General features: G+C 62.0%; 11 protein-coding genes and 1 tRNA gene. 4 read left to right on the forward strand and 8 right to left on the reverse strand.

Features of this window, described 5'->3' with window-relative positions; translation table 11 throughout:
* On the reverse strand, window positions 1-150 hold a 150-nt coding region (locus WCB02_RS03365; protein WP_423956394.1), incomplete at its 3' end, for an NADH dehydrogenase ubiquinone Fe-S protein 4.
* Window positions 151-400: 250 nt separating this feature from the next.
* Here WCB02_RS03365 and WCB02_RS03370 point away from each other — a divergent pair.
* Entirely contained in the window at window positions 401-1,564 is a 1,164-nt protein-coding gene (locus tag WCB02_RS03370; protein ID WP_423956374.1) for an OpgC domain-containing protein, read from the forward strand.
* Here the strand turns inward: WCB02_RS03370 and WCB02_RS03375 are convergent.
* Together WCB02_RS03375 and WCB02_RS03380 are read right to left on the reverse strand one after the other, a co-directional pair.
* Window positions 1,561-2,454, reverse strand: a complete 894-nt coding sequence (locus tag WCB02_RS03375) for a VOC family protein (RefSeq protein WP_423956376.1) — start codon at window positions 2,452-2,454, stop codon at window positions 1,561-1,563. The genes WCB02_RS03370 and WCB02_RS03375 overlap by 4 nt on opposite strands.
* Complete coding sequence (locus WCB02_RS03380) at window positions 2,444-2,941, reverse strand: hypothetical protein (protein ID WP_423956378.1); 498 nt, start codon at window positions 2,939-2,941, stop codon at window positions 2,444-2,446. Before WCB02_RS03380 ends, WCB02_RS03375 begins: the two co-directional genes overlap by 11 nt.
* A gap of 438 nt (window positions 2,942-3,379) precedes the next feature.
* Between WCB02_RS03380 and WCB02_RS03385 the strand changes: the two genes are divergently transcribed.
* The 3 genes from WCB02_RS03385 to WCB02_RS03395 all read left to right on the forward strand — a co-directional run bounded on the left by WCB02_RS03385 (window position 3,380) and on the right by WCB02_RS03395 (window position 7,649).
* Complete coding sequence (locus WCB02_RS03385) at window positions 3,380-5,635, forward strand: TOMM precursor leader peptide-binding protein (protein ID WP_423956396.1); 2,256 nt, start codon at window positions 3,380-3,382, stop codon at window positions 5,633-5,635.
* Between the two features lie 10 nt (window positions 5,636-5,645).
* Window positions 5,646-7,124 carry a SagB/ThcOx family dehydrogenase gene (locus WCB02_RS03390; RefSeq protein WP_423956380.1) on the forward strand — a complete coding sequence of 493 codons (1,479 nt, stop codon included), beginning with the start codon at window positions 5,646-5,648 and terminating at the stop codon, window positions 7,122-7,124.
* Window positions 7,125-7,235: 111 nt separating this feature from the next.
* Window positions 7,236-7,649, forward strand: a complete 414-nt coding sequence (locus tag WCB02_RS03395) for a translational machinery protein (protein WP_423956383.1) — start codon at window positions 7,236-7,238, stop codon at window positions 7,647-7,649.
* A 19-nt stretch (window positions 7,650-7,668) separates the two neighbouring features.
* Here WCB02_RS03395 and WCB02_RS03400 read toward each other — a convergent pair whose 3' ends face one another.
* The 5 genes from WCB02_RS03400 to WCB02_RS03420 all read right to left on the reverse strand — a co-directional run bounded on the left by WCB02_RS03400 (window position 7,669) and on the right by WCB02_RS03420 (window position 12,763).
* Window positions 7,669-8,157: a ferritin-like domain-containing protein gene (locus WCB02_RS03400; RefSeq protein ID WP_423956385.1), complete on the reverse strand. Its 489-nt coding sequence runs from the start codon at window positions 8,155-8,157 to the stop codon at window positions 7,669-7,671.
* A 149-nt stretch (window positions 8,158-8,306) separates the two neighbouring features.
* On the reverse strand, window positions 8,307-10,541 hold the full coding sequence (gene glgX / locus WCB02_RS03405) for a glycogen debranching protein GlgX (protein ID WP_423956388.1): 2,235 nt from the start codon (window positions 10,539-10,541) through the stop codon (window positions 8,307-8,309).
* Window positions 10,542-10,895: 354 nt separating this feature from the next.
* A tRNA-Pro gene (locus tag WCB02_RS03410) sits at window positions 10,896-10,972 on the reverse strand.
* A 167-nt stretch (window positions 10,973-11,139) separates the two neighbouring features.
* Window positions 11,140-11,802 carry a cold-shock protein gene (locus WCB02_RS03415; protein WP_423956390.1) on the reverse strand — a complete coding sequence of 221 codons (663 nt, stop codon included), beginning with the start codon at window positions 11,800-11,802 and terminating at the stop codon, window positions 11,140-11,142.
* 199 nt (window positions 11,803-12,001) lie between these two features.
* Entirely contained in the window at window positions 12,002-12,763 is a 762-nt protein-coding gene (locus tag WCB02_RS03420) for an SIR2 family NAD-dependent protein deacylase (protein WP_423956392.1), read from the reverse strand.
* Window positions 12,764-13,261 lie beyond the last annotated feature (498 nt).

Here is a 13,261-nt window from a genome sequence, read left to right on the forward strand (position 1 = left end):
CTGCTGCTTCATGTCGCTCGAGGAAGTCCAGCCCATCAGCGGCTCGATCGAACGCGGCAGCTCGGGCTCGTACTCGAGCTGCCACTCCCGCGTCTTGGCCTTGCCTGATTGCATCGCGTTTTTGGCGGGTTTAAAAATGCGAGCGGTCATGGATGGCGATATCCCTTCAGAAATGCAATATTTAAGCACATGGCGGAGACGTCCAGGGCAGGATACACCAACCCGATCACGGCTTCGATCGGTGATTCCCGTCCCGGATGTCGCCTCGCTACGGACCGGTATAGTCATTCTGCCGCGCGGTGACAATCGCCATGCAGCAACGCGACAATTCCGGAACGGCCTTGAGCTGCCAGCTTCGGTTCGATCCCTTTCTTGAGAGCATCTCGCAAAACGGCGCCCCATGAAAATCAATGCAATCCTGCCCGAGAAGGGGCGCGATCTCCGTCTCGACCTGTTTCGCGGTATCGCGAACTGGGCGATTTTTCTGGATCATATCCCGGACAATGCCGTGAACTGGATCACGACCAGGAACTGGGGGTTTTCCGATGCCGCGGATCTGTTCGTCTTCATTTCCGGCTACACCGCCTCCTTCGTCTATGCGCGGATGATGATCGAGCGCGGCTTCCTCGTCGGTGCGACCCGGCTGTTCAAACGCGTCTGGCAGCTCTATGTCGCGCACATCATTCTGTTCGTGATCTACATCGTCGCGATCAGTTTCCTCGCGCAGCGCTTCGGCGATTCCGAGATCATCAACGAGTTCAATGTCGCAGGCCTCGTCGACCACGCGACGCAAACGCTGGGCCAGGGATTGCTGCTCAAATTCAAGCCGGTCAATCTTGACGTGCTGCCGCTCTACATCGTGCTGATGGGATTCTTCCCGCCGGTGCTCTGGCTGATGCTGCGCCAGCCCGACCTGACGATGGCGGCATCCATCGTGTTGTGGCTTTCGGCCTGGTGGTTCGGCTGGAATTTCACGGCCTATCCGGCAGGGACCTGGTATTTCGATCCCTATTGCTGGCAGGTGATGTTCGTGTTCGGCTCATGGTGCGCGCTCGGCGGCGCCAGGAAAGCGGCTGCCCTCATCAACTCGAAGATCACGCTGTACCTCTGCGTCGCCTATCTGATCTTTGCGCTGATCATGACCATGGCCGGCAGGTTCTCAGATTTCGGGGCGATGTTCCCGGAATGGCTGTATTCGGCCTTCAATCCCAACGACAAGACCTTCATGGCGCCCTATCGCTTCCTGCATTTCGTCGTGGTTGCGGTCATGGTCGTGAGGCTGGTGCCGAAAACCTGGCTCGGACTCGAATGGCGGGTGTTCGATCCGGCGATCGTCTGCGGACAGCAATCGCTGGCGGTGTTCTGCGTCGGCGTTTTCCTGTCCTTTGTCGCCCACTTCACGCTGATCCTGAGCTCGGGATCGCTGCTGGCGCAGATTCTCGTCAGCCTCGCCGGAATCGCGATCATGACCACGGTGGCCTACTACATCTCCTGGTCGAAGCGGCAGGACAAGCCGGCCGCAAAGGCGGCACCACCCAAGGCCACGGCTGGAGCTTCGGCCTAGCGCTTCGGCTTGGCCGGCGATTTGGCAGACGACTTGGCAGACGACGTCAAGACAACGCGGCCTCTCGATGCAAAGCCGCCCCATTCGGTGGTCCAGCCGAGTTCGTTCGCGGGCGCCTCCACGAGCGGGCTGGAGCGCCCCTGCAACGCGAACATCGCGCCCTGCGGGTCGATGCAACGGGCGATCCAGCTGTCGCCCGGCAATGCGTTCGGGCCCTGCACCACGCGGCCGCCGCCGGACTTTACGCGCTGCAGCGCCACGGCGAGGTCGGCGACATTGAAATAATACAGCCAGAACGGCAGTGGCGCCCGGGCGAGCTTGGTGAAGATGCCGCCGATCTCGGCGCCGCCGATGGCAAACGACTGATACGAATCCAGCGAGCCCGGTTCGACATGCACCGGTTGCCAGCCGAACAACTCTTGATAGAAGGCAAAGGCCTGCTTCGAATTCGCGGCCAGCAACTCATGCCACCCGACCTGAAGCGGCTGGTCCGGCGCGGCGGCCGCGCGGGCTGGCTTCAGGCCTGCGACCATGCCGAGTGTCGCCATCTGCGGATCGGCGATCACGGCAATGCGGCCGATGTTGCTGTCGGTCGCCGGCACGTAGACCCTGCCGCCGAGGCCCTTGAGGCGGTCGGTCGCGGCATCCGCGTCATCGACGGCGACATAGCCGACCCATCTCGGCGTCGCCCCCATTTTTCTGCCCTCCTCCGGCAGTTCCATCAACCCACCCACCGGAGCCGTTGCCGCCATCAACTGCGTGTAGGCGATCTTCGGTGTCGAGGCGTCCTGCGCGCCCCAACCGACGACGTCGCCATAGAACTTCCGCGCCGCCGCCACATCCGTGGTCAAAAGCTCATACCAGACGAAGCGGCCTTGATCATCGATCATCGTGACTTCTCGAATGTGGACCGTGCGGAGCAGCATCGTGTGTGCGACGCGGGATCGTCGTAGACCGATGATGATGGCAATTTGACAGGAGAATTACGCCAACCTCATTCATCAAGATGAATGGAAACTGAATGTAAAACAACATGATAGTGACCGAGTGCGGCTTGCGCGAGAGAGTGGCCTTGCGTAGGATCGCAGCGGCTGGAATCGAAACAGGTCTTACAGGTATGGAGGATGCGACGATGTCACGAGTGAAGCAGGCTTCGAAGCGGAAGAGCATTGCAAAAGCCGCTGTGCCGGCACTGGGCGCTGCCGGATTGACTTTTTCGCTGGCGGGCAGCGCTGCCGCCTCGACCATGCCGGATACCGACGCCCCGCAAAAACTGAGCTTCGAGCCGAACCAGTCATTCGTCCTCGGCGAGGAGGAAATGGCAGACATCAGCTTGTCAACCTTCCACGTTTTCGACAAGGAAAACACCGTCGGCACTGGCCTCCAGCAAGTAGCAAGGGGCTGTGGCTGCCATGGCTGTGGCAGAGGCTGCGGCGGCAGGGGATGCGGTTGTTTCCGAGGCTGCGGCTGCGGTTGCGGTGGTTGCGGATCCTGCTGTGCCTCATGGGGCATTTGCCGCTTTTGCTGAGCCCAATCCTGCATCCAGGCTTTCCAGGCCTACAGCGCTTACGTTGAAAGAGCACGAAATGTCATGGCCGGGTTCGACGTCGTCGACCCGGCCGATTTGTGTCTGCTTGCAAAACAAGCCTGACCGGCTCGGCAAGCTCGCGTAGTCCGGGTTCGCCCAGCGGACGGGTTTCCAAGTCAAACGAAAAATGTTAGCGCGCGGCCGGATATGAGTTCCAGCGACCCAGCCGGAGAGTCTGCCATGCGCCGCGATCCGCAAGGAGCAGGTAAATCATGCGTGCCTACACGATGAAAGTCGATCGAAAAACCAGCCCCAAGCGCAAGGCCGGCAAAGGCCTGCAATTCGCCCCGAATTTTACCGCCTACGTCATGCCGCCCGATGTCGTGTGCCTGTATTCCGAGGACCGGAAATTCTTCCTGCACGGCGAGCTCTATTGTGCGCTGGCCTCCGCGATCGGCAAGGGCGGCAAGAGCGGGCAGGCTCTCGTCGGCGAGCTGCATAAGAAATATCCCGCCGACAAGATCGAGGAAGCCATCAAGCGGTTGACCGACCGCCGCTATGTGATCCCGACGACCTACGCGTCCGGCGATACCGTGGCGGGCTATTGGGCGACAATCGGGCTCCCGCCGGAAACCGCGGAACAGAATCTCGGCAGTTGCCGTGTGCGCGTTGAAGCGTTCGACGTCGAAGGCGCCAAAGAGCTCACCGCGGCGCTCGGCGAACTCGGCGTCAACGTCGTCAAGCGGGCGCCAGACCTGACCATCACGCTCGTGAACGATTATCTCGAGCGGCGATTGGCCGAATTGAACCAGCAGCGCGTGGCCGACAAGACGCCGTGGCTGCTGGTGCAGCCCTCGGGCGTGTTTCCGCTGGTCGGCCCCGTTTTCCGGCCTGGCGAAAGCGCCTGCTGGACCTGTCTGTTCGATCGCATGATCAGGAACCGGGAGATCAAGGGCTTCCTCGATCGGTCGCCGGCGCGCGCAGTCGCGGTGTCGCCGCTCGCCCGCAGTCCTTTCGGACAGAGCGGGATTCAGTTTGCCGCGGTCGAGATCGCCAAGGCGATCGCCTCCAACTTCCGTACCGATCTGAACGATCACATCGCGAGCTTCGACCTGCTCGGCACAACGATCGCCAGGCACTACGTCGCGCATCGCCCGCAATGTCCGACCTGCGGCAGCAAGAAGCTGCAAAACCTGCGCCGCGCGCCGCAGCCGATCGAGCTGGCCGAGGGCACCAAGCTGGTCATGACCAGCGGCGGCTACCGCACCGTGTCGTCGCGAACCACGGTCGCCCGGTTCCGCAAGCATGTAAGCCCTCTCACAGGGGTGGTCAAAAAGCTCGAGCGGATCGAGGCCGATCTGCCGATGAACACCAACTTTTTCGCCGAGCACAATTTCTCCGGGCCGGCGCATAGCCTCGATCAGCTTCGCTCAGGGCTGGCCGGCGGCAGCTTCGGCAAGGGCTCGACCGCCGAACAGGGCGAAGCCAGCGCGCTGATGGAAGCGATCGAGCGCTATTCGGGGATCTTCCAGGGTGATGAAATTCGATCGACGCGGCGGTTTACCGATTTCGCCCCGGGCGATGCCGTGCTCCCCAATGACGTCCAGTTCTTCAGTGAAAAACAATTCGCGAGCAGACCAGTCCATCAGCAGCACGACCACCAGTCGGACGGCCAGCATCCGGTCCCCGACCCGCTTGATCCCTCGGACAAGATCGAATGGTCGCCGGCCTGGTCGCTGCGCGACAAGCGCTTCAAATATTTTCCGACCGGCCTGTTGTATTTTTTCTATCGCAACGCCCACACCGATTCCAACGGCTGCGCTGCCGGCAACACCCGCGAGGAAGCCATCGTTCAGGGCTTTCTCGAACTCGTGGAGCGGGATGCCTACGCGATCTGGTGGTACAACCGGTTGCGGCGTGGCGAGCTGGACTTGAGCCAGTTCGACGATCCCTATGTGCAGGACATCCAGACCCAGTTCGCCGATGCCGGGCGCAAGGTCTGGGTGCTCGATATCACCAGCGACCTCGGCATTCCCACCTATGTCGCGATGATGCACTGGGTGAAGGATGGCAAGGAGAATATCGAGTTCGGCTCCGGCGCGCATTTCGATCGCCGCATCGCATTGCTGCGCGCGCTGACCGAGCTCAGCCAGTTTCTCGCCATCGGCATGATGGGCGGCGCCCGTGGCGAGAAGCCGACGCTGGACGGTGTCACGCCGCTGCGGCTGGAGGACTACCCGTTCCTGCTGCCGGATGAGAATCCGGTGCTGCCGCCGGCCACCGGCTTGACGCTGCACGACAACACCCGTGATCAGGTCAATGCCTGCGTCGAGATCGCAAACCGCGTTGGCTATGATTTCCTCGTGCTCGACCAGACGCGGCCGGACGTCGGGGTTCCCGTCGTCAGAGTTCTGGTGCCCGGCCTGCGGCATTTCTACAAGCGGTTCGGGCCCGGCCGGCTCTACGACGTTCCGGTCAAGCTCGGCCTGCTGGACCGGCCGCTGGCCGAGGAAGAGCTCACGCCGTTCCTGCCCCACACCTAGAGGGTGACGCTTGCGCGCCAGCCGACCCAAGAAACGGCGAAAATTCGCGCCGCCGGTCCTGTCCGCCCGGTTGAACGATCGCATCACCCTCGAAACGCGCGACGATGGCAGCATCGCCGCGGTCTTTGACGATTATCCGATCAAGATGGGCAGGTTCAGCCCCAAGGCCGTAACGCGTGCGCGCGATTTGAGCGTCGGGCTGCCGCTGGCGTCGTTTGCCAAGGGCACTGCCGTCGACAGGGAAATCGATCTGCTGGTGCGGCGTCTGGCGCGCAGCGGTCTTCTCGAATACCGCTTCGCTCGCCGGGGTGATGATCAGGACGTCGTCGTCATCGAGCCGCAGACTCCCGACTACTGGCCGCAAGCCCCGAAGCTCGGGGCTTCCGATACGCTGGCCTTGTCGCGCTTCGCTTACTTGCGGCGACGCGGCAATGCGATGGTCTTGGAATCGCCGCGGGCCACCGCGCTGTTTCGCATCGGCGATGCCCAGATCGCCGCAGCGTTGGCCCGGCTCGCCATCCCGCAGAAGATCGGCAAACTCAGGCTGCAGCGGGATTTTCCGGGAAACGAGCTGATCGCCCTGCTGTTCGACTGCCAGATCCTGTTCAAGGTCGAGCCGGGCAGCGAAGGCCTGCGACCGCAGGAGGGCGACGAGAGCCTCGTGCTCTGGGATTTTCACGATCTGCTGTTTCATACCCGCAGCACGGAAGGTCGCCAGGCCAATCCGCTCGGTGGCGTCTATCCCTATGTGGGCACCATCACGCCGTTACCGGCGGTGCGGCAGCGTTGGCCGGGAACGGCGATCGATCTGCGCGAATTCGAGACGCCTCTGGCTCCCTTCGCAAACCTGCTCCGCGAACGTCATTCGGTGCGCGACTTCGACGAGCAGCGGCCGATCACGCTGCCCGAACTCGCGCAATTTCTGGACGGCACCGCCCGCGTGCTGTCACGATGGGAAAGCGCGCTCGATCTCGACGGCGGCGGTCCGGTGCTCGATTACACGCGAAGGCCCTATCCGTCGGGTGGCAGCGCCTATGAGCTCGAGCTCTATCTGGCCGTCAGCAATTGCGAAGGGCTGGCGCGCGGCTTCTATCACTATGACGCCGACGCCCACGCGCTGGTCGCAATCACGGTGCACCCGCAGCAGCTCGATTCGATGCTGGGGGCTGCCCAATTCGCCCTCGACGCCCCTGGCCTCCCCCAAATACTGGTTACCGTGGCAGCGCGGTTCGGCCGGCTGTCGTGGAAATATAGCGGGATCGCCTATTCGCTGATCATGAAGGATGTCGGTGGATTGTTCCAGACCTTCTATCTGATGGCCACCGAGATGGGGCTCGGCGGATGCGCGGTCGGGAGCAACGATATCGACCTGTTCGCGCAGATGACGAGGATGAAATTCCACGTGGAGGGGCCGGTCGGCCAATTCGTTCTCGGCCGAGAGCGCAAGCAAGAGATCCCGGCTGACGATGCGGTGTCGGGAACCTCTTGACCTGGATCAATGGTCCCCCTTGCGGCGGCGCTACCAGAGCCAAATTATAGGTAAGCGGGCGGCAAGCGCGCCGAGGTCGTTCGGCCAAAGCCGTTCAACAAGGATAACAGAATGCCAACCCACCATTTTCATGCCGTCGTCTGGATCGACCATACCCAGGCCCGCATCTTCCATATCGGTCTCGGCGGCGACGACGAGGTGACGCTGCACCCGCATCTGCCAACCCAGCACCTCCACCACAAGGCCAATTCGACCGGCAGCGGCCATGCCTCGCCCGACAAGGCGTTTTTGACGGAGGTCATGAAAGCGCTGAGCGATGCGGGTGAAATCCTGATCATCGGTCCCGCCGGCGCCAAGACCGAGCTGGCCAAGTTCTTGCGCGATCATCACGCGGCCATCGGCAATCGCATTGTCGCCGTCGAACCTGCCGATCACCCGAGCGACCGCGAGATCGTCGCCTATGCCAAGAAGCATTTCAAGATGCCGCCGCCGCGGGTCGCCGCCGGCCAGGCGACCGGCGGCTGAACGCGTGCGACGATGACGATCAGGCCGCCTCGGCGTTGACTGCGCTGCCCGCAATCTTGGTCAACGTCTCGTCGGTCTTCTTCTCTTCGGAGAGCGTCTGGTCGAGCAGCCGGACGACGTCCTTGTTACCGAGCTTGGTGGCCCAGGCCTTCAACGTGCCGTAACGCGAGATCTCGTAATGCTCGACCGCTTGCGCTGCGGCCAGCAGGCCGGCATCGAGTGCGGGCGCGTGCTTGTATTCGTCCATGATCTCCTTGCCCTCGTCGAGAATGCCCTCGATCGCATCGCACCTCTTGCCGCGGGCGGGTTTCTCGATCAGTTCGAAGATCTGCTCGAGGCGCTCGATCTGCCCTTCAGTTTCCTCGTGGTGCTTCTCGAAGGCCTGGCGGAGCTGATCGGAGTTGGCAGCCTTCGCCATCTTCGGCAACGACTTGTAGATTTGCTTTTCGGCGTAGTAGATATCCTTCAAAGTATCCAAGAACAGATCGCTGAGATTTTTTTCGGTCATGGTCCCTCTTCCTCACTAGGCGGTGTTTGGGTCCAACCCTGGCCCGGAGGCTTTGTTCCTCGCGCTATCGCGCTTCCCGCGGGGCTTGCCTCAGCATGATCTTTCGGAAAACCGATACCCGCGCTTCCGCTCAGCCGTCATGTTGCGCGTCAGCTCAGCGGCGCTTCCGCGACATCCAGGATGGCATCGAGGCCCTGCCGCAGGCGGCGAGTGGTGCTCTCCTCGCTCGACAGGACGAAGGCAAGAAACGAGCGGCCGGTCACCGCGTAGGCGTGGCCGAACGGAAAGGCCGCAAGCTGCACGTCGGGCTGGTTGGTGTCGATCAATCCGAGCCAGGTCTTGCCTTCCGGGACTTGAGGCAAGGTGAAGTTCACCACGTCAAAATGAGCGTTGTAGATCAGCAAGAGCGTCGCATCCGATCCGCGGCGCTTGACGCCGCTTTCCTGCGCGCGGCCGTCCAGCAGCATGCCGAAGCAGCGGTTGTTTTCATCCTGCCATTGCTCGATCGTCATGTCCTCGCCGGCCGGCGACAGCCATGCGACGTCCTTGACGTCGAGCTCCTCGTTGTGCGAGCCGACGACGAAACGGCTTCGATAGAGGATCGGAAAGGCCTTGCGGGCCGCGATCAGCTTGCGCGTGAACTCGCGCAGTGCTCGTCCCTGTGACGTAATTCCAAGCCAGCCGAGCCACGCGATCTCGTTGTCCTGGGCGTAGGCGTTGTTGTTGCCGTTCTGGCTATGGCCGAACTCGTCGCCAGCGAGCAGCATCGGGGTGCCGTGCGACAGGATCATGGTCGCCAGCATGTTCCGCTTCTGTCGTTCGCGCAGCGCGATGATCTCGGCGTCGTCGGTCGGCCCTTCCACGCCATGGTTCCAGGAGTGGTTGTCGGAATGACCGTCGCGATTGCCCTCGCCGTTCGCCTCGTTGTGCTTGTCGTTGTAGGAGACGAGATCGTTCAGATTGAACCCGTCATGGGCCGTGACGAAATTGACGGTGGCCCAGGGCTTGCGTCCGCGCTTGTTGAAGAGATCGCCGGAGCCGGTGATGCGCTTGGCGAAATCCGGCAGGACGCCTGGATCACCTTTCCAGAAGCTGCGCACGGTGTCGCGGAACTTGTCATTCCATTCCGCCCAGCCCGGCGGAAATTGTCCGACCTGGTAGCCGCCGGGTCCGATGTCCCAGGGTTCGGCGATCAGCTTGACGCCGGACAACACCGGATCCTGCCGGCAGGCATCAAGAAAGCCGCCGCCCTCGTCGAAACCATAGGGCTCCCGGGCCAGGATGGTGGCGAGGTCGAAACGAAAGCCGTCGACCCGCATCTCGGTCGCCCAATAGCGCAAGGAATCGGCGACCATCTGCAGCACCCGCTGGTGCGAGAGGTTCACCGTATTTCCGGTACCGGTATCGTTGATGTAGTAGCGCGGCTGATCGGGCAGCAGCCGATAATAGCTGGCATTGTCGATGCCCTTGAAGGACAGGGTCGGTCCGAGTTCGTTGCCTTCGGCGGTATGATTGTAAACCACGTCGAGAATGACCTCGATGCCATGAGCGTGGCACTGATTGACCATCGCCTTGAATTCGGTCGCCAGCGGGGAGCGCAGATAACGCGGCTCGGGCGCGAAGAAGGCGAGCGAATTATAGCCCCAATAGTTGTGCAGCCCCTTGTCGACCAGGTAGCTGTCGTCAACGAAGGCATGGATGGGCAACAGCTCGGCAGCGGTAATGCCGAGCGAGCGCAGATACGCCGGGATGTTCGGGTTGGCGAGCCCTGCGAAGGTGCCGCGATCCGCCTCAGGCACCAGCGGATGCAGCTTGGTGAATCCCTTGACGTGCATTTCGTAGAAAATAGTGCGCTCCCATGGCGTCTCTGGCTTGCGTGAGGTCCCCCAGGTGAAGGCGGGATCGATCACGCGGCACTTCTGGACCAAGGGCGCGCTATCGCGGTCATCAAACGACTTGTCCTTGTCGGGATCGTCGAGGCGATAACCGAACAGCTCCGGCCCCCAGCGCAGTTCGCCGACCAGTTGCTTGGCATAGGGATCGATCAGGAGCTTGTTCGGATTGAAGCGATGCCCCGCATCCGGCTCGTAGGGCCCGTGCACGCGATAGCCATAGACCGTGCCGGGCCGCGCCGACGGCAAATAGCCGTGCCAGACCTCATCGGTATATTCGGGAAGCTCGATACGCTCGAGTTCGGTCTCGCCGCTGTCGTCGAACAGGCAGAGCTCGACCTTGGTGGCATGGGCGGAGAACAGCGCGAAATTCACGCCGAGACCGTCCCATGTCGCGCCCAACGGGAACGGCTTGCCTTCGGCAATACTCGAACGCCGCAATCTCTGCGCAAACTGCGTCAGAGCATCGGCCGTCGGCGACAATGTATCCATGAAAAATCCCCACCCTGACGAGGTGAGAACGCGGGGCGAGCGGACTGGTTCCACCGCAGCCCGTCTCATGCCAGACGACGGGGCCTCACGCCGCGAACGGGGCAGACTGTCGCGGTTGATTCAGCGCAAAGACGCCGCCGGGATTCAGTGCTTGCTAGCTGCGTGCGGGATGCTCCTTCCCCGGATTCACCCGCTTACTTTCGGATGCTCCCGGCTCAGGCCTGGGAGCATCCGCTTTCATTTGAGGGCTAATCAGCCTTGTTCGGATGAAGGTATCGTCTGGAAGTGCGTCAAGAGCGGGTGAGAACCCGAAGGCTCGGGGCCCCTGACGCTCACTGACGCAGTTGTGATTGTTGGTCGGGGCAGCTGGATTCGAACCAACGACCTGCAGTACCCAAAACTGCCGCGCTACCAGGCTGCGCTATACCCCGAGACCGCTGGGATGGCGCTGTCGATACACGTTCGAGGGGCCGGCAGCAAGGCGTCCGCTGCCGGCTTCAGCGCCGTCGGAGGGTCGGCAGTCGGGCATCCCCCCGCTCGGCCGGCACGTCCCGAACCTACAATCTCATGATTGAAAATCAATCCTGCGATGGGATCGTCAATGCGAGGACAGGGCCGACGAACCGGCCTCGGGATGAATCTCCGCAGCCATCATCCCTTTCGAGCCCGGCCCGAACCGCACCAGAACATATTGCCCCGGACGCAGCTCCGTCATGCCGAACCGCCGCAGCGTTTCCATATGCACGAAAATGTCCGGCGTCCCCTCGCCGCAGGTCAGGAAACCGAATCCGCGCAAGCGGTTGAACCATTTGACCTGCGCTCGCTCCAACCCGCTGGTCGGAGTCACGCTGACATGCGTGCGCGGCGGCAACATCTGCGCTGGATGGATCGCCGTCGACTCGTCCATCGAGAGAATACGGAATGCCTGATAGCCTTTGGAGCGCTGCACGCATTCGCATACCAGCCGGGCTCCCTCGTAAGCCGTTTGATAGCCGTCGCGTCTAAGCACGGTAACGTGCAGAAGTACATCCGGCCAACCATTGTCGGGAACGATGAATCCGTAACCCTTCGATGCGTCGAACCATTTGATGACCCCGGATATTTCAATGAGGTTGGCGGTCTCACCGAGGCTCGGAAGCATATCCATAGGCGGATCGCGTGGCGCGCCGCTTGAATATTCGCCCGCCCCAATCCGGCCCGAGGATGCCCCGATTGACACCGGAACCCCTAGTTTCTTCGACTCAAATCCGTCCGACCCCATAAACCCGGACCCCACACATGATAGCGGTCCGCCGTCCCTGCAGCGGTACCAGAACCCGTGCGCCCATCCTTAACGACTTAAGGATCACGCCACGCGAATCTTTCGAATCAAAAGATAACACTCCCGCCTGCCGCGCATACAAAAAAAACAAAATTATTGGGAGCTATGAACAGTCTTGCACAAATCCGAATCAAATTCATCAGTTCCCGACGAACGGTCCGAGCGTTTCTCCGATATCATACCGGATCACGAGATCCGCGAGATCGTCCTGATCGGTAGGCTCTCGATTGATGATGACGAGGCGCGCCCCGTTGTCCTTGGCCATCATCGGGAAACCGGCAGCCGGCCAGACCACGAGCGACGATCCGATCGCAATGAAGAGATCGCAATGCCGCGCCAACTCGATGGCGCGCTGCATAGCGTCCTCCGGCATGGCTTGACCGAATGAAATCGTCGCGGTCTTGACCGGCTCATCGCAGTCGATGCAGTCGGGCGCCGCGCCATCTGCATCGAAGCGTGCTTTGATCCATGAGAGGTCGTAGCACCGTCCGCAGCCGATACAGCGGGCATAAGTCGTGTTGCCGTGCAGCTCGACCACATGATCGGCGGCAAATCCCGACACCTGGTGCAGATTATCGATGTTCTGGGTAATGATCGCCGGCACCTTGCCGGCACGATAGAGCGAGGCGAGCGCGCGATGGCCGCGCCCAGGCCTGGCTGCGGCGAAAGTCGACTCCATCGCAAAGCGGCGGCGCCAAGCCTCATCGCGCGCGTCCTGGCTCGCGATGAATTCGTCGAAAGCGATCGGGCGGTTGCGCGTCCACAATCCGCCCGGCGAACGAAAATCGGGAATCCCGGACTCCGTCGAGATGCCGGCACCGGTGAAGGGCACGATGACCTTCGCCGCGGCGATCATCTCGCCGAGATGTTCCACGCCGCTGTGAAGATCCGCTGCCATCATAGGCGAACATCCAGGAAACTGACCGCGCTTGTCATAGCACGGCCGGATCGACTTCGCCCCAGCTCTCAGTAGACCACGCGGCGGCGGCCGGCCCAATGTGGCTTGGGCGACGTTTTCTGGGCCTTCGGCCATCGCCGACTGCTCACTCGCTTCGCCGGTCCTTTCCTTGCGCCCCTGCTGCGGCGGCCGCCGCCTCGATCGTCTTTCCGGGCTCGCGCCGAGCTGAGAAAGCCGTTCAAGTTCCGCGTCGAGCTCAGTCCACGCACCTCTCCGCGAGCGTTTCGATGCTCCTGAGGCGCGGCGTCAGCAAAAAGCCCGGCATCTGCCGGGCTTTCTTGCTCACCAATGACGCCAATAATGCGGGCGATAGTAGTACGGGCCGCCATAATAGGCGTACGGTCCCGGGCCGTAGTAGTAAGGCCGCGGACCATAGTAGTAGCGTGGACCGTAGCCGTAGTAATACGGGGTGGTGGCCGCGACGGCTCCGGCGGTGAGCGC

The sequence above is a fragment of the Bradyrhizobium sp. genome (genome assembly GCF_049581145.1).
Classification (GTDB): domain Bacteria; phylum Pseudomonadota; class Alphaproteobacteria; order Rhizobiales; family Xanthobacteraceae; genus Bradyrhizobium.